General features: G+C 59.0%; 28 protein-coding genes and 2 pseudogenes. 29 read left to right on the top strand and 1 reads right to left on the bottom strand.

Features of this window, described 5'->3' with window-relative positions:
* Positions 1 to 6: 6 nt before the first annotated feature.
* Positions 7 to 954, bottom strand: coding sequence for a hypothetical protein (locus F627_RS15880; RefSeq protein ID WP_019584444.1), 948 nt, complete (start codon positions 952 to 954; stop codon positions 7 to 9).
* A gap of 438 nt (positions 955 to 1,392) precedes the next feature.
* On the opposite strand from F627_RS15880, the gene F627_RS0114365 reads away from it, so the two are divergent.
* From F627_RS0114365 to F627_RS0114225, 29 genes and pseudogenes are all read left to right on the top strand, one after another.
* Positions 1,393 to 1,746: a hypothetical protein gene (locus F627_RS0114365; protein WP_155987143.1), complete on the top strand. Its 354-nt coding sequence runs from the start codon at positions 1,393 to 1,395 to the stop codon at positions 1,744 to 1,746.
* 228 nt (positions 1,747 to 1,974) lie between these two features.
* The gene (locus F627_RS0114360; protein ID WP_019584442.1) at positions 1,975 to 2,799 is read left to right on the top strand and encodes a hypothetical protein; all 825 of its coding nucleotides are present in this window, start codon (positions 1,975 to 1,977) and stop codon (positions 2,797 to 2,799) included.
* Entirely contained in the window at positions 2,796 to 3,689 is an 894-nt protein-coding gene (locus F627_RS0114355) for a PD-(D/E)XK nuclease family protein (RefSeq protein ID WP_019584441.1), read from the top strand. The genes F627_RS0114360 and F627_RS0114355 overlap by 4 nt, the downstream gene beginning before the upstream one ends.
* Positions 3,690 to 3,771: 82 nt before the next feature.
* The gene (locus tag F627_RS15875) at positions 3,772 to 4,299 is read left to right on the top strand and encodes a hypothetical protein (RefSeq protein WP_019584440.1); all 528 of its coding nucleotides are present in this window, start codon (positions 3,772 to 3,774) and stop codon (positions 4,297 to 4,299) included.
* Positions 4,300 to 4,377: 78 nt separating this feature from the next.
* The gene (locus F627_RS0114345; protein ID WP_019584439.1) at positions 4,378 to 5,322 is read left to right on the top strand and encodes an AAA family ATPase; all 945 of its coding nucleotides are present in this window, start codon (positions 4,378 to 4,380) and stop codon (positions 5,320 to 5,322) included.
* Positions 5,322 to 5,999, top strand: coding sequence for a hypothetical protein (locus F627_RS0114340; protein ID WP_019584438.1), 678 nt, complete (start codon positions 5,322 to 5,324; stop codon positions 5,997 to 5,999). Before F627_RS0114345 ends, F627_RS0114340 begins: the two co-directional genes overlap by 1 nt.
* An 83-nt stretch (positions 6,000 to 6,082) precedes the next feature.
* Positions 6,083 to 7,090 (top strand): DUF3150 domain-containing protein, encoded by a 1,008-nt coding sequence (locus F627_RS0114335; RefSeq protein WP_019584437.1) that lies wholly within the window; start codon positions 6,083 to 6,085, stop codon positions 7,088 to 7,090.
* A gap of 79 nt (positions 7,091 to 7,169) precedes the next feature.
* Entirely contained in the window at positions 7,170 to 9,182 is a 2,013-nt protein-coding gene (locus tag F627_RS16055; protein ID WP_026332127.1) for a VWA domain-containing protein, read from the top strand.
* 73 nt (positions 9,183 to 9,255) lie between these two features.
* A complete protein-coding gene (locus F627_RS0114325) occupies positions 9,256 to 10,440 on the top strand; it encodes a toprim domain-containing protein (RefSeq protein WP_026332126.1) in 1,185 nt (394 codons plus the stop codon).
* 253 nt (positions 10,441 to 10,693) lie between these two features.
* Positions 10,694 to 11,455: a hypothetical protein gene (locus tag F627_RS0114320; RefSeq protein ID WP_019584434.1), complete on the top strand. Its 762-nt coding sequence runs from the start codon at positions 10,694 to 10,696 to the stop codon at positions 11,453 to 11,455.
* A gap of 43 nt (positions 11,456 to 11,498) precedes the next feature.
* Complete coding sequence (locus F627_RS0114315) at positions 11,499 to 12,299, top strand: ParA family protein (RefSeq protein WP_019584433.1); 801 nt, start codon at positions 11,499 to 11,501, stop codon at positions 12,297 to 12,299.
* Between the two features lie 20 nt (positions 12,300 to 12,319).
* Positions 12,320 to 13,507, top strand: coding sequence for a ParB/RepB/Spo0J family partition protein (locus tag F627_RS0114310; protein WP_019584432.1), 1,188 nt, complete (start codon positions 12,320 to 12,322; stop codon positions 13,505 to 13,507).
* A 441-nt stretch (positions 13,508 to 13,948) separates the two neighbouring features.
* Positions 13,949 to 14,446, top strand: coding sequence for a conjugative transfer protein MobI(A/C) (mobI, locus tag F627_RS15865; RefSeq protein WP_019584431.1), 498 nt, complete (start codon positions 13,949 to 13,951; stop codon positions 14,444 to 14,446).
* A 169-nt stretch (positions 14,447 to 14,615) separates the two neighbouring features.
* A complete protein-coding gene (locus F627_RS0114295; protein WP_019584429.1) occupies positions 14,616 to 15,074 on the top strand; it encodes a hypothetical protein in 459 nt (152 codons plus the stop codon).
* Between the two features lie 74 nt (positions 15,075 to 15,148).
* Positions 15,149 to 15,520, top strand: a complete 372-nt coding sequence (locus F627_RS0114290) for a hypothetical protein (RefSeq protein WP_155987142.1) — start codon at positions 15,149 to 15,151, stop codon at positions 15,518 to 15,520.
* Between the two features lie 222 nt (positions 15,521 to 15,742).
* Entirely contained in the window at positions 15,743 to 16,555 is an 813-nt protein-coding gene (locus F627_RS17370) for a single-stranded DNA-binding protein (protein ID WP_081630771.1), read from the top strand.
* Positions 16,556 to 16,642: 87 nt separating this feature from the next.
* Positions 16,643 to 17,116: a glycine zipper domain-containing protein gene (locus F627_RS0114285; protein WP_019584427.1), complete on the top strand. Its 474-nt coding sequence runs from the start codon at positions 16,643 to 16,645 to the stop codon at positions 17,114 to 17,116.
* 150 nt (positions 17,117 to 17,266) lie between these two features.
* A pseudogene (locus F627_RS0114280) lies at positions 17,267 to 18,217 on the top strand (ribonucleotide reductase N-terminal alpha domain-containing protein); the annotation flags it as partial.
* Positions 18,218 to 18,513: 296 nt separating this feature from the next.
* Positions 18,514 to 19,674 (top strand): annotated as a pseudogene (locus F627_RS0114275) (ribonucleoside-diphosphate reductase); the annotation flags it as partial.
* Between the two features lie 81 nt (positions 19,675 to 19,755).
* On the top strand, positions 19,756 to 20,472 hold the full coding sequence (locus tag F627_RS0114270) for a hypothetical protein (protein WP_026332125.1): 717 nt from the start codon (positions 19,756 to 19,758) through the stop codon (positions 20,470 to 20,472).
* 271 nt (positions 20,473 to 20,743) lie between these two features.
* On the top strand, positions 20,744 to 20,986 hold the full coding sequence (locus F627_RS0114265) for a hypothetical protein (protein WP_019584423.1): 243 nt from the start codon (positions 20,744 to 20,746) through the stop codon (positions 20,984 to 20,986).
* Positions 20,987 to 21,029: 43 nt separating this feature from the next.
* Positions 21,030 to 21,293: a hypothetical protein gene (locus tag F627_RS0114260; protein ID WP_019584422.1), complete on the top strand. Its 264-nt coding sequence runs from the start codon at positions 21,030 to 21,032 to the stop codon at positions 21,291 to 21,293.
* Entirely contained in the window at positions 21,286 to 21,843 is a 558-nt protein-coding gene (locus F627_RS0114255) for an HD domain-containing protein (RefSeq protein ID WP_019584421.1), read from the top strand. Before F627_RS0114260 ends, F627_RS0114255 begins: the two co-directional genes overlap by 8 nt.
* Before the next feature lie 52 nt (positions 21,844 to 21,895).
* Entirely contained in the window at positions 21,896 to 22,213 is a 318-nt protein-coding gene (locus F627_RS0114250; RefSeq protein ID WP_019584420.1) for a hypothetical protein, read from the top strand.
* A gap of 11 nt (positions 22,214 to 22,224) precedes the next feature.
* The gene (locus tag F627_RS0114245) at positions 22,225 to 22,620 is read left to right on the top strand and encodes a hypothetical protein (protein ID WP_019584419.1); all 396 of its coding nucleotides are present in this window, start codon (positions 22,225 to 22,227) and stop codon (positions 22,618 to 22,620) included.
* A gap of 48 nt (positions 22,621 to 22,668) precedes the next feature.
* The gene (locus F627_RS0114240) at positions 22,669 to 22,884 is read left to right on the top strand and encodes a hypothetical protein (RefSeq protein WP_026332124.1); all 216 of its coding nucleotides are present in this window, start codon (positions 22,669 to 22,671) and stop codon (positions 22,882 to 22,884) included.
* Positions 22,885 to 22,960: 76 nt separating this feature from the next.
* Positions 22,961 to 23,098, top strand: coding sequence for a hypothetical protein (locus tag F627_RS17160; RefSeq protein WP_019584417.1), 138 nt, complete (start codon positions 22,961 to 22,963; stop codon positions 23,096 to 23,098).
* A 119-nt stretch (positions 23,099 to 23,217) separates the two neighbouring features.
* Positions 23,218 to 24,282 (top strand): WD40 repeat domain-containing protein, encoded by a 1,065-nt coding sequence (locus tag F627_RS15860; RefSeq protein WP_019584416.1) that lies wholly within the window; start codon positions 23,218 to 23,220, stop codon positions 24,280 to 24,282.
* 158 nt (positions 24,283 to 24,440) lie between these two features.
* Positions 24,441 to 24,767, top strand: a 327-nt coding sequence (locus tag F627_RS0114225; RefSeq protein ID WP_026332123.1) for a hypothetical protein, incomplete at its 3' end; no start/stop codon positions are given.

Raw genomic sequence — 24,767 nt, 5'->3', positions numbered from 1 at the left:
ACGGCGTCATCCGGAAGACGCAACCGGCGTCGGTTCAGCGTCAGAAGTCTCCGAATTGGTGGTCGCCTCGGTGGTCTCTGCGATTTCGGTAGCTGCGGCTTTGGAGGATTTGCTGGCGGCCTTGGTCTTCGCTTTGGGCGCAGCCGAATCGTTGGTATTCGACTTGCTGGATTCGGATCGGCGCGTCCCCTGCGCGGCCGGCTTGACCGGTTCAGGAGCGACACTCTCCCCCCCGCTTTCCGGTGTGCTCTCGCCGACCTTCTGCGCCTTTTTCGCTTTCTGCGCCTCGATCGCTTTCATCTCCTCGCGCGTACGACCCCAGAAGTCTCCGGAATCGACCAGCGGGTTGATGCGGCGCTTGCGCGCTCGGTCCGCGGTTCGCTTGAGAAGGTCGGAAACCTTGTCCAGGGAGCGCTTGTAGCGATAGTGCTCGCGGGCGTTGTACTTGGTTTCGATCAGGCCATACAGATACGCAACCGTACGCAGGGCCTCGTACCGATCGATTTGCGTCAGGATTTCCAGAAAGCGTCGGCCGTGCGGCGAGTAGATCCGGCCAATGAAGTCGTAGGTCTCGTCCTCGTCCTCGTAGATCGAGTCCGGATCAAAACCGGTCGGCTCCAGGGTCTTGAGTACGGCATTCGTGCGCTCTTCCAGGAGTGCAGGGTTTAGCGTGCGTTCGATTTGGTTGTCGATGTAGTTGTGCATCGCGTCCACTCGATTTTCGCGCTTGTCATAGCGCAAACGATTGGAAGCGAAGTGCGCCAGATGCCCCACCTGGGTTTCGACGTCGGCCAGCAACTCGGTGGCGGCATTGAAGGCCATTTCCGAGGCAAACCGCACCTTCATTTTGAGGGGCTTGGAGAAAATACCGGGGTCGTGGAACATCTCGGGCGGCGCGGTTGGCCGGTTCTTGCGTCCACCCTTGTTCTGCGATTGGTTCGGTTTCTGAGCCATAGATGCGTCAGGCGGACACCCTAGCGAGGTGTCTGGCGGGGCGTTTCTCGATCATCCCGATCAACCCTAATGCCCAATCCTTTGTTCGCAGGCCCCGCCACGGGCTGTCGCCCCACCTATATGCCACAGATGCCCGGGCAATCTCAAGCCGGCGAGCGAAAAATGGCGTTTCGCGCGGGAGAAAAGGCGTCGAAGTGGTTTTGATGCGCACATCCAAATATGATCCACTGAACGTGCTTTCAACCATCCTCCTGGTTCACAGAGGCGAGTTCGCGGCTCGAAAAAACCGTCTCCTGCTCCATTGGTCCTTGCGAGGATTGATCGATCAGGATCAGCACACGGCGCCCTGCCTGTGCTTACCCGGTGCACCTCGTGCACCCGAAAGAGGGACAAGATCCTTGTGCCTTCTCTATCTACATTCCTTTATTGGAGAACACCATGTACGAAACAATCCAAGGCGGCGACGCCGGTATGTCCATCATGTTCTGGTTCAGCCTGTTCGCACTGATCGGGTTGTTGGCCGCGCCGCGAGCATTCGCCGTCAACATGCTGGCGTTTGCGACGTTTACCGTTGTGATCGCCCTGCGGATGGCGATCCTTCCCTTCACGTTCTTGGCGTCTACGGCCACCAAGGCCAAGAAGACGAAGAAAATGATGAGCGGAAACGTCATCGATGCCGAGTTCGAGGAGATCGAGGATCAACCGATGGTTCAGATCACCTCAAACAAAAAGGCGATCGAGCAGCGGCACGATCACCGCCTTCCCAAACCCAAAACGAAAGTTCACTCGTAAAGGTGGAGAAGCACCACCGAATACGCCCCTATGGGCGTATTCTCGGTCACATGGAATGCCCGTGTGCCCGAGCATACGTCCGAGCAAAGTAGGGATCCGGGCCCCTCGTAAAACATAGCCCGCCCGCGCATACCTCGTCGGTATGCGTGTCACCCACCCGGGAGACAATCGCGCTCCCAGGTGGGGTGCGTGCGTCTCCTTTTTCTATCGATAGAAAAGGAGCACATCGTGAACAACGTTCAACGACTCAAGCGCACGAACGAAGACGGCACCCAGGAGGAATTTTCCTACCGCGGGGTGGCCGCCCGTCTGCCGGATTTCCTGGCAGAGTACCCGCCGCGGCATTACGCCATCCGGACCGCAGTTAAACCGGATGTGGCGGGACAGGACGGCTTCGTGATGTTTGAAGCGAAGCTCGTTCAGCTTGCCGATGGGGGTGTGGTCGCTAACGCCCATTCCCGAGGCCGAGTAGGCCTGGACTACAAGGACTTCGAGTTCTTGGAGACCGCGGCCCTACAGCGTCTCATGGCGCGTCTGAACCACGGCGGTGAAGTCCTCGGCGAGGACGAATCGCGGGATCAGAAACGACAGAAACTGGCAACCCTGACGGAGCAAAACACGGGGCAACCGTCGCGTGTTCCGCTGGATGCCGCAACTGTCGAGCCGGACAGCACATACCCCGATCCAGAGCCCGTACCGGAATCCTTTCCGGAGACCACGGTGCAAAACGATGTGGGGTCGGAAGCCGAGGAGGAACCGGAGACGGACACCGAATCGGCGGAAGGCGTTGCACCCGAAAACACGGCCGAGGCAAGTATCGAGGCGCCCTCCCCTGCGGAGGAAGCGAGCGATGCGCCGGAGCCGAGTGAAGCAACGGATGGACTGGACGATCGGAAGCAGGTGGCCCAGAAGCAGGCGCTGACATCATTGCAGCGTCAGATCGGGGCCATGGCCCGCAAGCTCGGCGAAGAGCCGCCCGAGGTTTCCAGCATCAAGGAAGCCAAGAACGTGCTCAACGACTACCTGAAGCGCCAACGGGCGGGGGGTGCATGATGATTGTGCGCCCCACGTCCATCCTCTCGTACGAGAACTGTCCTCGACAGTATCTCTACAAGGAAGTGCTGAAGATTAAGCCGCTGGTTACAGCGGCTAACCTGGTCCTTGGGGGGTGCCTCCACAAACCAATCACCGATTGGCTGGAGGCGTACTCCCTGGGAGAACCCGTCGAAACCCCGGAAGCGCTCGGTCAGAAATTTCTTCAGAAATGGAAGATCGAGAGCAAGAAGGGGGCGCTGGAATACTCCGCGAAGTTTGGGCCGAGCGTGATCCCCGCAATGGGGCAACGCCTGGTTCAGCAATTCGCGGAGCGCTGGCCCGCGACCCAATTATCCGTCGTTATCAACGACGCGATGGAGCCGGTCGTGGAGAAACGGTTGCAGGTTGATATCGGACAGGGGCTCATCCTGAGTACCCAACCCGATACCGTAGTCATTACGCCTGAGTCCAAGGTTGCCGCCCTGGATCTGAAATCGGCCGCAAGCCCCGCTTCGGAGGAGTTTGTGGCCAAATCCGATCAACTGACCGCGCAGCAAATCGTGCTGGAGTCTCATCGCGATGCGCTCATGGTCAGCTCGATCGACATGGTCGGGTTCTTGGAAATGATCAAGCAACCCATTCCGAAAACCAAGCAGGGCCAAGGCCCTCAGGTAAAACCGCCGGTCTTCGTCCCGGCACGGTCCAAACGCGAGAAGAAGGAATATCTGGAAAAGGTGTTCTGGATCGCCGAGGACATCGACCGGGAGCGTTTCCCGGCCACCCCTCGCATGGCATACAACTCGCCGTGCGATCTCTGCAATTACCACCGGCTCTGCAAGCACGGCGATACCGCCGGTCTTCAGATGCCGCAACAGTGGTCTGAGCAGCAAGCGCGACTCGCCGCTTAGCGGTGTTTCGTTCGTTCCCACCTATGGGGGTTTCTCGTACCCCCATAGGGGGACGGGTGCCTCCTCTGTTTGGAGTGCAGCCATGAAGAAAAACCAACTTAGCTTTGCGCGGATCATCGAAACACTTCCCGCAAGCGAAGAGGTAATGAAAACGGAAGCTCGGCGCAAACGCTTTGAGAAAAGGGCGTTGGAGGCGCACGAGAAGGAACTTGCGGAGGTCGAGCGGCTTCAGGCGCTCGAGAACCAGATCAGTCTGGTTTTTGAAGCCAAGAAGCGGCCTGGACGCCCCAAGGGCTCCAAGGCGGAGCCGAATCACAACACCTATACGTGGACGGACGAGGACATCCTTTTGGTTATGGATGCCCTACTCCACCAAACCTCTAAGGCGTTCGATTCGGATACATCGGAGTCCGAGCGGACCGTGATCCTCGGTTGGGTCGCGGAGCCGATCGTGCCTCGATCCGCCAATCCGTTCTCTTTTGCAGCCTGCTGTGCAGCCTTTGGGCTGGATGCAGAAGAGTTGCAAAAGGCCCTTCTGTACCACGCGGAAGCCCAGGAACTCCTCGTTGAAGAAAAAGGCGAGTCTCCAGAGCTAACCGTCGTCCAGTAAGTGATCACCCCTTGCCCGGGTTTAATGCAACACGCCCCGGGCAAGGGGGCGTGACTTTTCTATTTTCAGGAGAAAACCATGAGCCAGTATGTGAAGAAGTCCCTCGCCGCCGAATTCGGCCTGACCGAAATCGATCCCTCCATTGAAATTGATGTTCGCGTCGACGGCGGAATGGATACGCCGGTAAAAGACGAAGGGTATGTGTTTACCCTTCCGAAGGTCCGGCGTTATCTCGCCTGGCTGAAATCCAGCATCACCGCCCTCCATCTGGTGGGGCCGGCCGGTGTTGGCAAGACCTCCAGCGCCAAGCAGGTTGCGGCACGATTGGGCATCCCCTTCTTTGAAGTGGTCGCCCACGAACGCATGGAGTTGGAGGATCTGCTGGTATCCCGGCAGATCGTGGACGGTACGACCTATCTGTCCGATGGCCCAGTGGTGCAAGCCATGCGGGTTGGCGGATGGGTCTGCATCAACGAGGTGGACCACATGGACCCCTCGGTGGTAACCGGACTGAACGGTGTCCTGGAGGGTTATGGGTACACCACCCCGGACGGTGAGCGCGTGGACGTCCAGCCGGGTTTCCGAGTCATTACGACTGGGAACACGGCGGGCGCCGGCGACTTCACCGGGGCGTATGCCGGTACCAAGATGCAAAACCGCGCCACGATGGAACGTCCGGTCATCTTGAAGGTGACCCACCTCCCCCGGGAGGTGGAGCTGAATCTGCTGAAGGCTCAGGCGCATGCCTTGCCCGACGAGATTGTGGAAAAGATGGTCGATGTGGCAGAGGCTGTTCGTGAAGCAGCCGAAGGGGATGGAGCCGCCCTAATGGAATGCTCCATGTCCATCCGTGTTCTCCAGAAGTGGTTGGAAATGGCGGAACTCCTCGCCACGGTTGTGGATGAGGGGCTGAGCCCGATCAAGGAAAGCCTGGATATGGCTCTGGGTAACGGCTGTACGCCGGCGACCCAGATGGCATTGCATAATCTGGTCGATACCCACTTCGAGAAGGGTACGGTCTGATGAGCATGCCGCTGAGCGCGATTGCGATTCGATCCCTCAGCGCTGAAACCGGTGAGTCCATCTTCTGGATGGCTTGCCGGGATTCAGGTGAAACCGCGCGCGTCTTTTACAAGGCGCCCCTCGAATCGGGGCGGGACCGTCCTCCACGGGTGCAACAATTCCCCAGGGGGGCGCTCCCGGCGGCCATGCTGATGGACTTGATCGAGCAGGATGAACGTGACGGGTTCGTGGATACGGCTGTGGCCCCAAGACGCCTTGGGTCTGCACTCGCATACGCGAACATGGGTCATCCAGGAGAAGAGGCACTGTGTACGCCGATTGTGGTCAACCTCGACCCGAATGGTGTGCCGGTCTCGGTGCGAAATTGGGCGCTTACGTTCCAGAAGCGTCGAGCGTCCAAGATCCGGATGGATCGCCGCGCCATCGACTTCCTCGGAAGTCTCCTGGGAGGGCGATACCCGTCCTCGATCCACGTCACAGCGGGTTCACCGTTAGTCCAGATCCTGGCGTTTTTGCAGGAGAAGATGAAAGGAACGAACTCGGAAATCCGCATCCAGCGTGACTCCTCACACGAGTCACTCCCCGCCCCGTCGGACCCCGTATTTGGGGTCTTGGGGCTGTACGCAGATATGGAAGAAGACTGGGAAAACCCCATCAAGTCTCGAGCCATCATCTGATCCACCGCACAACCCGCCGCCCTCGGGGTATTCGATTGAACACCCCGAGCGGCTGGGGTGTGTCTTTTTACGGAGAAATCACCATGAGCAACAGCAAGAGAACCATCAACGAGTGCGCCCTGGTGGCGCTGGAAATCTCGATTCCCACTCCCGGCCGCAAGGCCACCAAGCGGGATCTGCAAAAGGCGGCGCCGAATTTGCCGCCCGATCAGATTGCGACGATGGGAGTATTTCGCGCGTTCGAGCCGAAGTTGACCAACAAGGTCATGGCGAAGAAGCGTGAAGCGGAGCGCCTTCTTGAATCTGTGGGGGTGAAGTTCGGCCGCATGGGTCGACTGATTCCTCCGGATGAGATCGAGCATATCGAGAAGGAGCTGGATCGTATCGGGATCGAATTCCGACACGAGAAGTCCGAGATGCTGGCAAACCACCAGGCCACGAAGGATGCGTGGCCGAAGAAGTTCCCGGATTGGGCTGAGGTGCTGGAGCAGAAGTCGGTCAGTCCGATCTATCTCGAGCAACATACCCAGTTCCGGTATCACCTCATGCAGGTGGTGCCGGCCGGGGGCGGTGGCAACACCCACGAGACCATCGCGGGATTGTCCGGTCAGCTCATCCGAGAGGTGGTGTCGTCCTGCAAGGAAGTACTCGAAGAGTCCTTCATTGGGCGTGAGCAGGTAGGCCAGAAGGCGTTGAACCCGGTAAGGGCAATTCGCAAGAAGGTCGCCGGGCTCGCGTTTGTGTCCGCGGAAGCCTCCGTGGCACGGGACTACCTCGATTCGGTGCTCAGCACCATGCCGGATCGCGGAAAGCTCACCACCGCGCAGACGCAGCAGATGCGCTCTGCACTGCACACTTTCGCCGACCCCGAGAAGCTCAATCGCGAGATTGAGTGGCGGATGACGCACAAGGGTGTGCAGGAGCCGGACGAAGACGAAAGTGATGGCAGCAACACCGTCATCAACGACTTGCCCGAAGCGGAAAGCGAGAGCGAGGCGACCTCCAACGACTCCTCGGAGCCGGAAGAGACAGCCCCGGTAATCGCCCCGCCGCAGCAGGCTCCCAAGGGTGCGCATGTGCCCTTGATTTGATTGTCCCCGCCGTCACGGGGTCGTCGTGTTTGAACTTTCACGACGCCCCTGACGGGGGGCGTCTTTTTTGGAGATGACCATGCTGCAACAACATCTGAAACGTTCGTTTCATCTAACGGCTCACGCCCTTGCGGGGGCGATGGGCGTCAAGGTCACCTTCGGTGGCAAAAAGGCGTATGCGACAGCCGGTAAGCGGATCAATCTTCCGCAACTACCGGCCAATGCAGAACGCGGCCGAGTGCTCGGTCTGGGATACCTCGTCCATGAGGTCTCCCATCTCTACGAAACGGATTTCGAGTGGTTGAAGGGTTTGTCCCCCATCCGCAAGAAACTCCATAACATCGTGGAAGACCATCGCATCGAGCAGGCGGTAATGCGCCGGTATCCAGGCGCAAAAGGCATCCTCACCGATACCCGGGAGGCACTGCATGAAGAAGGGAAGCTGGGGGCGGCGACCACAAGCGAAAGCGACGCGGTTGTCCTGCTCAATGCCACGTTGGCGATCCTGAACAGTAGCCTTTACGCAGGCTGCTCGAAGGTGATCGAAGACGCGGCACAGCCCAGTATCGATGCGCTCCAGGAGCAATTTCCATTGCTCGACATGAAGGCGTATCTCGACCTTCTCCACGAGGCCGATACCCTGGCGGATACTAGGGCGGCGCTCGACCTTACCGATCGACTGATTGATCTGGTCATCGGCGAACAACCGCAGGAAGACGCCTCCAGCAATGAGGGGTCCGATAACACCGAGGAGAAATCGGAGGAATCGGACGACCAGGAGGAGTCGGACGGCGGCGAAGGCGAATCGGACTCGGACTCCAGTGAGGACGAAAACGGTTCGGGTGAAGCGTCAACGAACGGGGAATCGAAAGAGGACCCGGACCAAGAGGAAAAGGACGACTCTTCCAGCGAAGAAGGCACCGATGACGGCGCCGATTCGGAGGACCCGGAGGAAGACTCGAATGACGAGGATTCGGATGGGGCAAGCGATGACGGTGAGGATTCCGAAGAGGAAGACGATCCGGAAGCGTCGAGCGGAGACGAGGACGAAGACGAGACCGAGGAATCCGGGGAACCGGAGGATGCGGACAAGGGTTCGGCCTCGGATGAAGACTCGCAGAAAGACGGCGAGGATTCAGCGTCCGACCAGGACACCAGCGAGGAAGGGGGTGATCAACTCCCCACGCGCGAGGAACTGGACGAGCAGGCGGATGAAGTCGACGAAACGTATGACCTGGGCGACCAGGTCAACGATGAACTCGAAGAAGCCTGCAACGAGGACTTCCGAAAGAATGGGTATAGCGGTCAGTCGTTGCTGCCCGGTGGCTTCTGTCAGGAGTCGCCGGCTGGAAACGGTCTCGGCGATCGCTATGTCCAGGACGCGGGAGCTGCAAGCTCGGTGCTTAGGATGCGTTTGGAACGTCAGTTCCAGGCGGTCAACCGAACGCGCCGGCGGCCGGAACGCAAGGGCACACGTCTGAGCGGACGGCATCTGGTTAACGCCTTTAACGGGGATGCAAGGATTTTCGAACGGAAGTTCGAACAATCTACCCCGAATACAGCCGTCCAGATCCTGGTGGACCGATCAGGGTCAATGGCAGAGGAAATTCAGACTGCCATGACGGCGGCGATGGCCATTCAGCTTGCAACGGACAGCCTGCGGGGAGTAACCACGCAGGTCAGCGCTTTCCCGGGTCGAGATGCTTCGATTCCGGGGGGCGGGCTCATTCCGGTGACCATGTTTGGGCAACCGGCAAGGCTTCGAGCGGATTCGTTCGCCATTTCGGCTGGGGGGGGAACCCCTATGAGTCAGGCGATTCTGGGAACGCTCTCGAGCCTGTTGAGCTGCCGTGAACCTCGTAAAATCCTGTTGGTGATCACCGATGGGGCACCGGACAACTTCCCCGCTACTGAGGAAGCGATCCGGATCGCCCGGGAAGACGTGGGGGTTGAATCCTACGCCATCGGTGTTGGCACGGATCCGAGCGATCTGTTCGGTGATGACCATACGGCGGTTATTTCGACGGTGGACGATCTCGCGCACAAGCTGTTCGAGATGCTCTCCCCGGTCCTGACCGGAACCGCCGCCTAATCAGCACCCTGCCAGGGGTGTGTTCTTTTGTTTCGGAACGCACCCGCTGGCACGGGTGTTTTGAGGAGGAATCATGAGTCAGAAGGAAGGTAAGCCGAAAAGGCTGAAAGCATGGCAAATCAAGGAAATGGCCGAGGGCAAGTGGGACGTCGTTTTTTCGGCGTTGGCCCGCGAGAACCTTGAGGCGGCTATGCGCAGGGCGCCGAATCATGTTGCGAACCCCATTCTCGGGGGAACCGACGGTTTTCGCCTTGACAAGAACTGGGTAGAGACTGGCCGTGCCTACGTCAACCGCCCCGGAGAGTCTGGTGCGTTGGATTTCACGTCGGGTGATGGAAAGTCCTGCTTCACGGACGGCCTGGCCGTTCTTCGCTGGCTACGGAAAGATCTTACGTTTCCGCAGCTTCTGGATGCCATCGCGAATGTCCTTGGTGGTAATTTCGATGACCTGCCAGATGCTAAGTCAGACCCTGTAATGCTTGAGCAACAACGCAAGCGTAAGGAGAGACAGGCACAAGAGCGTCAGAAACGGGACGAGGAAACCGCCGAACAGCTCAATCGGTTGTCGCGCGAATCATTCCCACTGGACTCCCCCGAGGGGATCATTGGGCGGACCTATCTGGAAAACCGGGGCATCCGGCTCCAGCAGTGGCCCGAAACGGTTCGAGTGCATCCGAAGCTCGGGTGGTATGACTACTCGGAAAAGAAAACGACGAAGTCGTTTCCTGGGCTGCTCGCCCTGCTCTGTCAGGAAGACGGGGCTAAGGGGACGCTACATCGTACGTTCCTTTCCGAAGATGGTACCGGGAAAGCTCCGGTGCCCGTCGGTGAAGAAAAACGGCTCTGTCGAGTACAGAGCACCGTGGAGATCACCGGCGGGGCAATCCCGTTGTTCCCGTTTCCGCGCGAGGGGGCTGGCATTCTGCATCTTGCGGAAGGTCTTGAGTCAGCCCTGTCCGTGCGCTACGGACTGAAGGAGCAGGAGCCCGTATGGGCCACCTTCTCCGCGGCCCTGCTTCGGGGTTTTCAGCCGCCGCCTCACACCCGCAAGGTCGTGATATGGGCGGACCTGGATCGATCGATTGAAGGCGAGCATGCGTCCGCGCATCTCGCCCGAAGGCTGATTGATCGAGGCATCGAGGTGAAGGTGTTGTTTGCCCGCCAAGATGTCCCCGAAGGGGAAAAAGGCTATGACTGGAATGACGCACTTCGCGATTACGGTCCGGAATACATTTGGAACGCTCGCAGGTACGTCTAAGTTCTTGCCCACCCACCACAAGCCCACGATCTTCGGATCGTGGGCTTTTTTTGTGCCTGAAACGCCTTCACGGACGCTCGATGAATTCCCGCTTTCTCCCGAGAGAAAGCGGGCATGGCAGGGTGGTTGCGACGAACATCATCTTCCGGCAAGGTAAGGGGAGAAAAACGCAAGCAAGCACGAGAGAAAAACTCGACAAGGGCTCGGTTCAAAGGACAATGAACCCGTCACTAACCAAAAAGGAGTTTTGGCTATGCCCTTCAACGAACCACAGAACCTTGGAGATGTCCGAGAGCTTCTCCAGGGGAAAGACATCCCCGCCCCCGATAATGCGGCCCTCCAGGCCGTAATCGCATCACATGGACGCGATCGGATCCTTGCACACCTCAAGACGCTCTACATGGGCGGGCAGGATGAGGCGCGCGCAGCCCGCGAGAAACTGAATACCCTGCTCGGTGGTCACGGTACGGATCAGTATGCCCCCCGAACGCAGAAGTCCCGAGGCCAGAGCATGAACGACAGCGCAACGCCCGATGCGCGGGAAACCGGAAAAGCACCCTTCGAATTCGGCCTTAAAGCCAAGGTATTTGGCGGCAAAGGCGCCGTGAGCTTCGAAGAAGATACGCGCCGCGATTCAATCGCCACCATCAGTATTCAGGGGGCGAAAGCCATTGAGGCGCGCAATTACGACTGGAAAAACAAGATCGCCGTGCAGTTGACCCCTAATGAGCTGGCCACAGTCTCTGCGGTGATCCTGGGCGTCCTTGGCGAGTGCGAATTCAAGTCGCATGGCGTCAACAAGGACAAGGGCTTCTATTTGGCACGGCAGGACAAGGGGTTCTTTATCAAGGTGTTCTCCAGCGACGGCCTGGTGGCTGTACCAATCACCCATGAGGATGCCTTCCAGGTCGGTCGCGTCTGCATGGCCCAGCTCAAGAAGGCCATGCCGGAAGACGGCCTGAGCGGAGGCGAGCTGATTGCCCTACTGAAAGCCACAATCGGGGCAAAAGGCTAACCCCTCACCCATCTCCAACCCAATAACGGAAAAGGATTTCCGAGTGCGCACGATCAGTATCGCCAACCAAAAAGGAGGCGTTGGCAAGACGACCATCGCCGCCCATCTCGCTCATTGTGCCGCGGAGTCCGGCCGCAGGGTGCTTCTGGTGGATATGGATCGACAATCCAGTCTATCCATGTACTTCGGCGCGGATACGAAGGTGAGTGATGCCTCGGGACGAGACGAAACCACCGCCCTCTTCCGGGCACCGGAGAAGGCGTGGGAGTCCCCGCGCCCACGGCGCCTCGAGGGGCATCCGGGAATTTCCATATTCCGCGCGACCCCATCGATCAGTAATCTCGAAGCGCCGGATCGCAGCACGATGCAGGCACCGCGGGACCATCTTCGCCGGATTTCCCCCGAATACGACGTCGCGATTATCGATACCCCTGGCCATCTCGGCTTCCACCCTCCGATGACGATCGCCTCCCTGTTGGCTTCCAACGCTGTGGTGTCTCCGTGTGGTGTCGGACTCTTTGAGACCCGCTCCCTGGTCGAGTTGTGGGGGTATCTGAGACGGGTGCGTGATGAAGGCTACAACCCGGAGCTTCGCCTGATGGGGTTGCTGCCTTCAAAGGTGAATAGCCGAAGCCGGGCCGAGATGAAGGGTCTCAACATGCTGCGTGCCACATTCGGTGACGCACTGCTGCCCTTCGAGCTAAATGAGCGCGCCGCGGTCAAGCAAGCGATCCTGAACCGGACATCCGTCTGGGATAAGCCGAGGGGGAGCAGTCATCGCCGGGCCGCTAAAGAGTGGAAAAACGGTATGACGTACATTCTTGAAGAGCTTGAAAAAGCATAAGTAAAAGGCAAGGAAGACCAATGAGTGAAGACGGATATGGAGAACTGATAACGATGTTTGAAGAGAGCGGAATTTCCGATTTGACCAACGATAGCGATGCCCGGATGACCAAGCTGGCGGTGGCCGAAATCCATGTTGCAGACCAGGTCCGGAAGGACTTCGAGGACGAGGAAAACACCCTCCGAGATCTTGCGGACGACATTGCTGCACAAGGGGTCATTCAACCCATCACGGTTCGGCCGAACCCATCGGGAGACGGGTACGAGCTGGTCGCGGGCGAACGCCGCTTGCGAGCCTCGAAGATGGCGGGCCTGGACCGAATCCCGGCAGTGATTCGTCAGCTTTCGGATGACGAGGCGGCTCGTGTCCAGATGGCCGAAAACATCCACCGAAAGAACCTGACTCAGCTTGAGGAGGCCCGCCAGCTAAAGGCGGATCTGGATCGCCTGGGTGGCGATGTGGACGCCCTCCTTCGGCGCTACAACAAGAAGCAGTCCTGGCTCTCGAAGCGGCTGTCGATCCTGGATCTTGGGCCGCACGCATCACGTCTCGTTAATCAGAACCTGACCTCCGATATCGAGCTTATCTACGGCGTCAAAGGGCTTGAAAATAAGGCGCCGAACTTGGCCGAAGAGTTTGTAGACGAGGTCGCCAACGCGGACTCGGCTACGAGTAGCGGGCGGCTTCGAAATCGCCTGAAGGAGTTCAAGGATCGAGCGAACAAGGAGGCCCCCAAGCCCACAGGGAAGTCGCGCAAAAAAGCGTTCAAGGCAAAGCCGGCGACGATGCCGAATCCGACCCGAAAGACGCAGCCTCTTCATACGTTTTACCAGTTGGTGATTCGCAAAAAACTAGGCGGCAAAGAGGCCCTGAGTCGGATGGATGAAGACGAGCGCAATGCACTACTCGGAATGGTTGACCATAACTTCAATCTCGGCAATGCATCCGAGAACCCGGAAGCCGACTTGATTAGTCATTTGCGAAGCGGAGACATGGCAGGGGGTTGTGCAATTTTGATGCTTCCGTTTCTGATTGGCGCAACTCAGTCTGAAGATGATCACCCCGTCTCGATCCTGTCTAGGATCCCATCTCAAGATAGTGCGACAAGGGACCCGGTAGATCCCGACGAAGATGACGAGATCGCGGGTTTAGACGGGCGTTTTCTCCCGGGAGAAAACGAGTCGGACGAGGCAGAAGAGAGGGGTTGATCCGGGGCTTTTCTCCCGGGAGAAAAGTTTCAAATGAACTCGTGAAAGCCCGGATTGTGGGCGTTTTCTCTCGGGAGAAAGAGGCCTCTAGGAGTCCTCATCGCAGCGGATTGGATGCATTTTCTCCCGGGAGAAAAACGGGGAGACGGAAAACGAGGAGAAAAAAGAAAAGTCCATGTACGCCCTTATTAAGGGAGTACATGGAAAGAAGAAAAACTGGACATTCGGGCGAAAACGGTTCCTATAATAATCCATGTACTCCCCTATTAAGGGATCATATGGAAAATCAGGGGAAGATTGATCGTATTATCCATGTGCTCCCTTAATAAGGGACCACATGGAAAGAATTAAGAAATTCGAGAAATCGCCCAAAAAACGGGGCGGCCATTCTTAGGGGAGAACTTGACCCAAGTTCTCCGATGATTAAGTAAAGGATAAAAAATGGAAGAAGATCTCCTCGGGAAAATGGGGGCGCAAAAGATACGGCAGGTAGGGGAAACGCTAGAAGAGTGGCATGAGGACCTGGAACGACAAGCGCTCGAAATCAAGAAGGAATTCGACGAAGAGATGTACGCGTCGAGAAACGGGGCCCCAAAGGAATGGTTTCGGTACTCGGTTAGGGTGAGGTCGCCGAAGGAGGAGCGGGATCGGGGGATGAAGCAGCCCGCGACGAGATTGGCGATTGAATGGCGGCGAATGGAGTGGGTATCGACAGCGAACGGCAAGAAGAAGTACCAGGCCAGATACGTCAGGAAAGGGTCGGCATCAAGGTATGCGACCGGACGTTTCAAGCCCGCGTCGGAAAGGGAGCGGAGAATGATCGAGAGTGCGGAGGATCGGTTTGCGATCGTCCGAGATCAAGTGGCAACGATAGGATCGCTACGAAAGGTCATCGCGAATGTCACGAGGGCCCAGAAAAACAAGGAGGAACTGGAATGAAGAAAGAGCGAATCGAGGAGCTGGAGCAGGCGCATCAGGCACGCCGAAAGATCTATGGGTGCAGCTCGCCAACGGCAGGTCGGAAAAAGGTTCTATTCCAAGAGGCAAAGCGTCGGATGATGCGAGAGCAGAAGCCTGCGCTTCGAGTGGTCCGTACGGAGGATTCCGAATGAACTCGATCACCGCGAAAGAACGGACGTTCATGCGCAACGAAGTGGTTAGTGTTGAAGCGTATACGAAGTGGCGCCAGGCGCAGGAGCGGGTGGATCTCGACTGCGGGCCGATCGGCCGGATGTCGTGTCGATTTGTCCGACGGATGTTTGGGCTTCCAGCGTCCGGCGAAGACCTGGGCTTCGAGTACCGGGTTCAGAGGCGAGCGTCGGACCTTCGTCAGCGCGAACTGATGTTTCGGATCGACGGGGGGATCTACTACGCCCTGCTGTTGCGGTTGCCGATTCTCGGTTATGCGGTGATCGATCTTGAGCAGACCATCACGGTGTTATCGACACACCGAAGGAAGCTGGCGCCCGCGTTTGTCGATGCGATGTGGTTGAGCAGCGTCAAAACCAGCGAGGACATCTGTGATTGGCTTGGTTGTGAGCCGGAACGGCCGAATCGGAAACGCTGAAGAGAATCGAATAATTCAGCACAGGGAGGTGCGTAGTGAGTGAAAGGCTTCGAGATCCAGTGGTTGAGTGGGTGATGAGCGACGACCTGGAAGATTGGGTGGTGAATGCGGGTATTGTTGCGACCCTGGTCGTCGGAGTGACGGGGTTGCACTTGAACGCGGTACCGGACTTTGTGGGTGTTGCGCTGATTGTGGCGTCGCTGTTCGGGGTCGCCCTGGTTCGATTGGATCTGGGTGGGGCGCGGATGGCGTACCGCCCTATCGTGCAAATGGTGGGCGCCAGCACCCCGCCCCTGCTTCTGATGGCGGCCATGGCGGCTGGGGCGGGAAATGATCGTCTGGTTGTGGCGTGCCTGATCGTGCTTTGGGTTCTGTGGATCGCTGGGCCAGAGGAAGGCAGCCGAATGCTGGAGCGCAGGGTTAGGTGCGAGCACGAACGCCTGTAGTGCGAGTGAATAGCGAGAGCGGGCCCGGCCGAGAGGTCGGGCCTTTTTTTGTTGGCTTGAATGGTTTTTGCGAGGTCGATTTAAGGGGCGTAGGATCAGAGTCTCTTAGAGAGCCGACGCTGGGCTAACAAGCGATGACCTTCGGGTCATTTCCCCCACCGGGAGATACATCTCCCATGGGGGAGGGATGTATCTCCCGATTTACGATGAAGGAGATGCATTATGAGCAACACCAAGAACTACTTTTGGATGTTGGGCGTTCTTGGGAGTCATCCCGAGCAGACGTCACGAGAAGGCCAGCACACCACGGTTCGCCTGGTGATTGCCCAGGACGGACCGGATGGCACTACCCGGTGGGCAAAGATCATGGCATTTGGCGAGACCGCCAATATCGCTTTGAGCCGAGCCCGTAAGGGGGCCCTCGTTCAGGTCCAGGGGCACTTGGAGCCACGGACGATAGAGGTCAACGGCAAGACCATATCTGTGATGGGGGTTGTAGCGGATCGACTCGATGTGATCCGTCAGCCGGCTTCTTCGGAGGCTTCGGTGGAAACGCCGGCCGCCGAGCAGAACCCGCCTCAGTCGGTTGCTTCGCAACCTCAGTCGCAACCGGCGGCAGCGCCACCGCAGGGGTATCACCATGAGGGTTGTCCGCCCCAGGGTGCTTACCCGTATCAGGGTCAGCCTCAGCCTTATCAGGGGCAGACCTACCCGAACCAGGGATACCCGCAGCAGGGGCAGCCGTATCCGTACGGTTATCCTCCGCAGCAGCCGGGATACCCCCCGAACGGGTATCAGGGATACGGCGAACCGCAACCGCAACCGAATCAGGCGCCTCCGGGCCCTGCTTATGTGGATCCGTATGCGAACCAGCGTCCGGTTTCGTCTGAACCCCAGCAGTCCGCCCCACCCGCTCCAGTTGTCCGAGATGGCAACGAGTTGAGGGATGGGAAGGAAAACCAGCAGCAATCCAGTCAGCCTTCACAGCAGCCCCCGCAACCGGCGCCGAATCCGGAGCCTTGGGGGAAGTGGTAGGCCTCCGGTAGCACCTTTGCCCCTCTCCGGGCTGTTTATTTCTAACGGCCCCTGGAGAGAGGGGTCGTGTGTTCAAGGAGAACCACTATGAAGTACATGAAGATGATGGCAGTCGTTGTTCTGGTCGTTTTGGTTGTCGGTTGCGCGACCTCGCCGATCGGTTCGGGTGATTACCCGATCCGGGATGCGCGCACGACCGGTGACGTGCAAAACGGAACCGTGGTCGCGATTCGTGAGGTTCGCGTTCACGAGGAGAATCGCCGTACGGGGAACCGTGGAGCGGTCGGTGCCACTGTGGGTGGTATTGCCGGCGCAGCTCTGGGTTCCAATGTCAGCAACGGTACTGGGCGTCGTATTGCTCAGGTGGCCGGAGCTGGTATTGGGGCCGCCGCGGGGGCTCGTGTGGATCAGCGGATGGCTCAGCAGACTGGAGTAGAGCTTCAGGTTGAGTTGGAAACTGGTCGTAACGTTGTCGTGACCCAGGGCGCGGATCAAGCGTTCCAGGTGGGTCAGGCAGTCCGGTTGATTCATCACAGCGGGACCTACCGGGTTACCCAGTAGGCCGCTGTTCATTTTTGGGGTATATACCCTGCACTTCACCCCGGCCGGGTTGGCGGTTCCTTGAGTCTCCCGGTGTAACCGGGGATCATGGCTCCGCTGACTTCGGTCGGTTCATTCAAGACCTCCAAGGTGGGAGGCAAGGAGATAACCATGAACGAAGTAATCTCGGGCAATGTCGCCCGCAACACCCAGGACGTTCCCTACCAGGCGGCCTCGCTTGGCATATGGGATAGCAAGTACCACCTGAAGGACCTGGAAGGCACGCCGGTCGATGGTGACATCGAGGGCATGTTTACCCGGGTGGCCGCAGACCTCGCCTCCGATGAACCTGAAGAATCCCGCGAGCAACATGAAGCGGACTTCCGTTGGGCCTTGGAGAACGGGGCAATCCCGGCAGGGCGTATTCTGTCCAATGCGGGTGCGCAGGCGTTCAAGCCGGCGACCACCCTCATCAACTGCACCGTCTCTCGTACGGTTCGGGATTCGATGCGGAACATCCTGGAAGCCAACGTGGCCGCCGGGATGACCCTGAAGTCGGGAGCCGGGATCGGTTACGACTTCAGCACCCTCCGTCCGAAGGGGGCCAGCGTTAGCGGCGCAGGTGCCGAAACGAGTGGTCCGCTAACATTTATGGACATCTTCGATGCAACCTGCGCCACCGTGTCCTCCGCTGGGGGACGGCGCGGTGCCCAGATGGGCACCTTCGACATCGGGCACCCGGACGTGGAGCAGTTCATTGCTGCGAAGCGCGCCAAGGGTCGCCTGACCAAGTTCAACCTGTCTCTTCTCATTCGCGACGAGTTCGTAGAGGCCGTCAAGGCCAACACGGACTGGAAGCTGGCCTTTCCCCTGCTCCCCTGTGAGTCTGAGGAAGACCACGAGATCATCTACCGCGACTGGCCGGTGATCGAGGATGGGTACACGTTGGACGAGGAAGGCCGAGTGGCGTGTCGTGTGTATCGCACGGTGCGCGCTCGGGATCTGTGGGACAAGGTCATGCAATCGACCTTTGACCACGCAGAACCGGGGTTCATTCTCGTGGATAGAATTAACGAGATGAACAACAACTGGTTCTGCGAGACCATCAGGGCCACCAACCCGTAAGCAATCATGCGGCCTGCTGCGGTGACGCAGTATGGAAACACCCGATCTGATCGACTTGGAAATCCCGGCGGGGATGACAGGGGGCAAGCAGGGAGCGATCCCGTGCAGCCTGAACGACTGAGTGATTGGGCTCTCCTGGGAACAGGAGATGGAGCGACAGTCTGGACTCCCGGATAACGCCGTTCGATGTTCGCGTCGAACACAGAAACGGGAGAGGGAGCGCCGAAGTGCCTCCCCGCCCTGCCCTCGGGCCGGGTCAGTAGCCGGTAAGCCGGTGAAAGTAACAGCGCGGTGGTGAACAGCCCTTGCCCCCGGATGGCGCCTGCCTGTTGGGCAGCGTCAATCTGACGCGGTTTGTGAAAGATCCTTTCACGGAGGAGGCCGAGTTCGACTGGGCCAAATTCAAAAAGGTGGTTCGGATCTTCACACGGATGCTGGACAACGTTGTGGATCGCTCGGGCTTGCCTCTTGAGGCACAGCGCGAGGAGATCATGCGTAAGCGTCGTCACGGCATGGGGTTCCTCGGTCTTGGATCGACGATGGCAATGCTGGGTCTTCCCTACGGGGAAGCGGGCTCTCTGGCCTTTACGGAAGAGGTGTCCCAGGTGATGGCAGTTGAGTCCTGGAAGATGGGGCTGGAGCTGTCGAAGGAAAAGGGACCGGCACCGGTCCTGGACGAGGACTTCGAGATCACGCCGAAGATGATGCGGCAGCGTCCGGAGATGGCTCGCGACGGTTATGCCGTTGGCGATCGCATCAAGGGTCGTGTCCTGCATGCCCGGTACAGCCGGTACATGCAGCGCATCGCCGAGGTGGAGCCGAAGTTGGTGGAAGAGCTGGCCGAGCACGGTGCCCGGTTTACGCACGCTACCTCGATCGCGCCCACTGGGACGATCTCCCTGTCCATCGGGAACAATGCCAGCAATGGGATTGAGCCCTCCTTCATGCATCACTACACCCGGAACGTCATCGTTCCCGGTAAGCAGTCGAAGGAAGCCCAGGACGTCTACTCATTCGAGCTGTTGGCCTATCGGTACTTCGTGAACCCGGAAGCGGGTCCCGATGATCTGCCGACCGCGGCGCGCAGTGCGAATGACGTCTCGGTATCCGAGCATGTGCAGGTCCAGGCGGCGGCTCAGAAGTGGGTGGATTCGTCCATCTCCAAGACCGTCAACGTTCCCACCGAGATTGACTTCGGTGATTTCGAGAACGTGTACCTGGAGGCGTTCGAGAGCGGTCTGAAAGGCTGTACCACCTACCGGTACAACCCGAAGAGCGCGATGGGCGTCCTCATGGACCCGAAGCAGCTCGAGAAGGAGACCTTCACGTTCGTTCAGGACGATGGAGAGGAGGTCACCGTTCGCGGTAACGAGAAGATTTGGCACAACGGCCAGGAACACACGGCTGCCAATCTCTTTGCCGCGATTGAGGAGGGGTACTACGGAATGCTGTAGGCCCTGCTTTCAACCCCACCGGGGACACGTTCCCCGGATGGGGGCGTGTACCCCCTTTTTCAGGAGAGATCCAAAATGGACATGAAGGAAATCAAGAAGCCCATTATCGCCGTCCACCGTGGCGGTGGGCCCCAAACCCCGGCGGAAACCAAGCCGGCGGACATTGACCCCCTGGAACGGCGCATTGTGTCGCGCCCCGAAGGGGGGCTGGAGGCAGTCTCGGAGAAAATCCGCTACTACACCCAGGACGGGAAGCAGACCATCTATCTCTTGGTCAGCTTCATGCCGGTTGAGGGTATGGTGGACGGAGAGAAGGTCGTGATTGAGCGGCCGATCGAGTTCTTTCTTCCGACCGGACAGCAGTCCGATTCGTACCAGTGGATCTCCGCGACCATGCGGAGTCTTTCCCTGGCAGCCCGTGGCGGCTATGCCGCACAGGCCCTGATGGACCTGCGTCAGGTGACGTGGGACAAGGGCCCGGTGCGGTGCGGAGTGAACGAGTACGGCAAGCCCGTATATCACAACTCCGAAGCCGCGGCGATCGCCTATGCGATCCAGATGATCCTCTATCGTCGAGGGTTTCTGGACGCGGACGGCAACCAGCTCCCCCTGTGGGATCTGGTAGAGGGGTATCGGGGTCAGGCCCCGTCGGCGCGTCCGGCGGCGGTTCAGACACCGCCTCCGGCTGAAGGATCGGGCCTCTCGCAGCAGGGCGATTGCCCCAAATGCGGCGGGACCACCCAGATGATGGATGGATGTCCGACCTGCCTGGACTGCGGGTGGTCGAAGTGCTCATAAGCCTTTGATTACGCAGTAAAACCCACTCCCCGCGTTCGTTCTGAACGTGGGGATTTTTTTGAACACCGTATTCGTTGCGTTGCACCCGCGGGGGTGAACGTGACGCGACCGCGGCCTGGGCGAAGTTCCGGGTCGGGTCATCCCCTTCTACCCCGTGTCATCGTCTTCATGCAGGCACCCTCACCCGGTGCTGAAGGAGCGCGTTTCGGGAAACCCCGAGCGTGAGACACCCACCCTCCCCTTGAGCGGGAGTGTTTTCAGGAGAAGCACCATGACGGGACGAGAATCGAAGCTGATGCATTACGCCACGGCACCGCGTGCCTACGCTGGGACCATCAGTGTGATCGAGGACGGCGACTTCCGCCGCTATTGGGTCCCCAAGCTGCGCGGCAAGATCGTCTGCCTGGACCGGAATCGGTTCAAGTTCGACCGGAAGGAATCGGCACTTGAGGAAGCCCGAGCGTTTCGGGAGAACGCTCGCCTTGAAGCTCGTGAAGCGGGCTTGATCGACTGAACCCAACCACCCGCCCTTATGGGCGCATTAAAGGAGAATCACCATGCATTGCATCGGAAAGCGAGACGACGAGGTCTATGTCGGTAACACGGACGTGCGGAATCGGGAACCGGGGGTTCCGGGTCACCTCAGTCGCCTGAAGACCGCTCGAATCGGGGAGCAGGCGCTGGATATCGACGGGAATCCACTCCCGCAGGACCAGTGGCGTCCCCTGTTCATCGGGCGGTCTGAAGCCGGTGTCTATGACCGCATCAAGATGCGACAACTCCATGAGATCCGTATGGGTCTGGGAGGTGATCATGTCTGAACGCGAAACGAAGCTGGAAACCCGGGCTCGGCGGTTTGCGGCCGTGGCCCACGAGCGTGTGGGTCAGGTACGCAAGTACACCGGCGAGCCTTACATCGTGCATCCGGCCGCTGTCGTGGCGATCGTGCGTTTGGTGGATCACACCGAGTCGATGTTGGCCGCTGCCTGGCTGCACGACACGGTGGAGGATACCGACGTCGAGCTGTCGGACATCGAGCGGGAATTCGGTGGCAAGGTCGCCTCCCTCGTCTACTGGCTCACCGATGTGAGTCGGCCCGAGGACGGCAATCGAGCCCAGCGCAAGGCACTGGACCGGGCGCATCTTGCCCAGGCCCCAATGCCGGCCCAGACCGTGAAGCTGGCGGATCTGATCGACAACTCCCGTTCGATCTTTCGGCACGACCCGAACTTTGCGCGAGTGTACCTGCGCGAGAAGCGGCAACTGCTGGAGGTCATGCAGGGAGGCGACCGTCTCTTGCGAGCGGAAGCCTTTCGTCTGATCGAGGACTTCGAACGCTTCGAGGGTCCTCTGGACCAACGGACCGCCTGAACGGCAACACCCCTACCCGCCCCTACGGGGGCGTCTTTTCAGGAGAATCACCATGTCTGAACGCAACATCAAGCTGCCGGTCGACGGCATCGAAATCACCCTCTCGGAAAACGAGCATGGGGCATCAGGGACCGTCACGCACGATCCTGATCTGCCCGATATCGTGGGGAGTCTTGTGCTGGCACATGCCTGCGCGGGGATCGATGTGGAAGATCCGGCGTACCTCGAGGGGCTGGAGACTGCCCTGGAGGCGTACTGGAACAATATGGAGTCCGACGCCTCCCCTGGAGCGTTTTTGATCGCCGGTCACGAAGAGGATGGCGAGCAGCTCTACCCGAGTAACGACCAACGCCCCTTGAGGGCTTTTTGAGGAGAATCACCATGAACGAAACGAAAAACGTTCCGCTCCGTGCGGAGGATATGACCCTGGTGCTGGCATCCCTGCGGGCGGTGCAGTTGTTGTTTGATGGCTCGCCGGATCTTCATTCGATTTGCGAATGGGAGATGCTGAATGCCGAGGGGATCGACTCGCTGTGCGAGCGGATCAACGTCACGCCAGTGTCCGGGTTCGACCTGGACGCCACCGAGCGTGGGACACTCTACTTTGCGCTCATTATGTGGACGCAATGGCCCGATAGTCACCGGTACAAAAGGCATGTGCTGGCCGTCCTGAATGAAGACGGCGAAGCCGACACCAGTGACGACGCGGCGCGGGCACTCCGAGAGCGTCTCAAGGACGTGATCACGCCCGCCGAGCGGAATCCGCTGGTGGCGTAACCCAACCACGGGCACCCTTCGGGGTGTCCTTTTTCAAGGAGAACCACTATGTCTTTTGGAAGTAATGTGCTCGAGGCCCATGTCTGGGCCCTCGATGAGGGCTTTGTCCTCACCTACGAATGTTCCTGCGGCCACGAATACTGGACCGCCTGGGATGGCGAAGTGGATGAGGATTGCCCCTCGTGCGGAACAACCAATTCCCCGACCGATGCCTGGTCGGCGGAGGACATTCGGTCCGCAATGAAGGAGATCGCCATCACCTGAACATCCTGCCTCTGGCGGGTGAAATCAATGCTTGTAGACCCAAGCGGAAATTCACCCACCAGCCAAGGAGGCTGCGATGTTCGACGATGTCGACTTTTCCCCCATGTCCGATGAGGACCTCCTCCTCCTTCTGCGGATCCTTCGGGATCAGCAGAAGGACCCCTCCCTCCTCTATGAGCTTCGCGAGAAGGTCATAGAAGGGATGGATCTCTAGCCACCGGCCCCGCTTTTGCGGGGCTTTTTTTGTGCCTGAAAAATGGCATTTGACGACCGATGGCCCGGGGTGCCTAATACGAGAAAATTGGAAGAATACCTCTGGACAAGGAGCGTCCGATGAAGCTCGACTACCGAATTCCCCTGAAAACCCTCGTGGCCGCCAGCGTGGCACTGGCCCTGAGTGGCGTCGCCCTCGCCGAAAGCCCCAGCTATCGCGTGATTCTGCCCAGCGCCTCGGGGATGGTATCTACCGGCGGAAGCGCCGGTGGCGAAGACGAGCTCTGTGATGGGGATGAGCTCATGGAAGTCGCGACCATCGAGTCGGGCGCGAAGACACAGATTAACGCGGTCCTCAGGACCGCGAACGGAAACATCGTTCACAACGTGCAGTCGGGTGTCGTAAAGCGATCTGGAGAGGACTATAGCGTCATCTGGGAGCACACCGAGCACCCAGGGATTATTAATGCTATGGCCTTGGGGCCTTCAGGCGATATTTTAGTGGGGGGAAGGGATGAGAGCGTTTGGAGGATCGACGGGTCCACCGGGGAAAAGGTCTGGATCTATGGAAATCCGAACGGACGAGTATACTCCATTGCGGTAGCCCCGGACGGGTCCGTGTACGCTGGGGACCGGAGTGATAGACTCTACAAGGCCGATGCGGCCGGGAATCATCAATGGAATCGATTTACGCATAGCGGTAACGTGGTCGCCGCCGTTACGGATCAAAGTGGCAACGTATATTCCGCATCGCTTTCGAGTTCAGGCCGAATAGCCAAGCATGCCCCGGAAGGCGATCTTCTTTGGGAAAACGAATCTCTCCATTGGAGAGGCATTATGTCCCTGCACATGGACGAATTCTCCGGCGCCTTGATTTCGGGAGGGGATGACCGCCCTGACCTCGTCAAGAGCGATCCGGAGACGGGGCAAGAGATCTGGCGATATACGGGGCACTCAGACAAAATCAGAGCCATCGCGACAGACAGCGCAGGGAATATCTATTCGGGTGGTGACGATGAGACGATCCGGAAAATCTCACCCTCGGGGGAAGAGCTGTGGGTGTTTGAGGCGGTCAACACTGTAAGAGCTATTGCCGTCCACCCCACGGGCACTCTGTACGTCGGGATCGGAGGTGGAACGGTTCGCTCGTTCGCCCAAGTCGGCGAGGCCTGCACCTCGAACTAACCCCGGGTTCCAAAAACACTGGGCCAATACGGCCACTGACCCGTGTCGCTTCGGTGGCACGGGTTTTTTTGCCCTGGAAATGCCCTTTGACAGCCCCTGACCCAAGGGGTCTAATACGGGGCAACCTGGAAGAATCCCTCTGGACAAGGAGCGTCCTGATGAAGCTCGATTACCGTACTCCCTTGCACGCCTTGGCAGCCGCCGGCCTGGCACTGTCCCTGAGTGGGACCGCCTTTGCCGAAACCGCCAGCTATCGCGTCATCCTGCCCAGCACCTCGGGGAATGTGGCCGCCACCGGCGGAGAGGAAGGTGGCGATCTCTGCGATGGGACGGGCGTCGAGGAGGTCTGGATCTTTACCGGGCATGGCAATTCCGTCCGCGCCGTCGCCGTAGATGATGCGGGGAACGTCTACTCCGGGAGTCAGGATAACACCGTCCGGAAGATCGACCCGAACGGGAATCAGGTCTGGAGCTTTGAAGGGCAC

Source organism: Thioalkalivibrio sp. ALE16 (assembly GCF_000381305.1).
Classification (GTDB): domain Bacteria; phylum Pseudomonadota; class Gammaproteobacteria; order Ectothiorhodospirales; family Ectothiorhodospiraceae; genus Thioalkalivibrio.
Note: the sequence above shows the minus strand (reverse complement) of the source record. Positions and strands in the feature narration are given on the sequence as shown.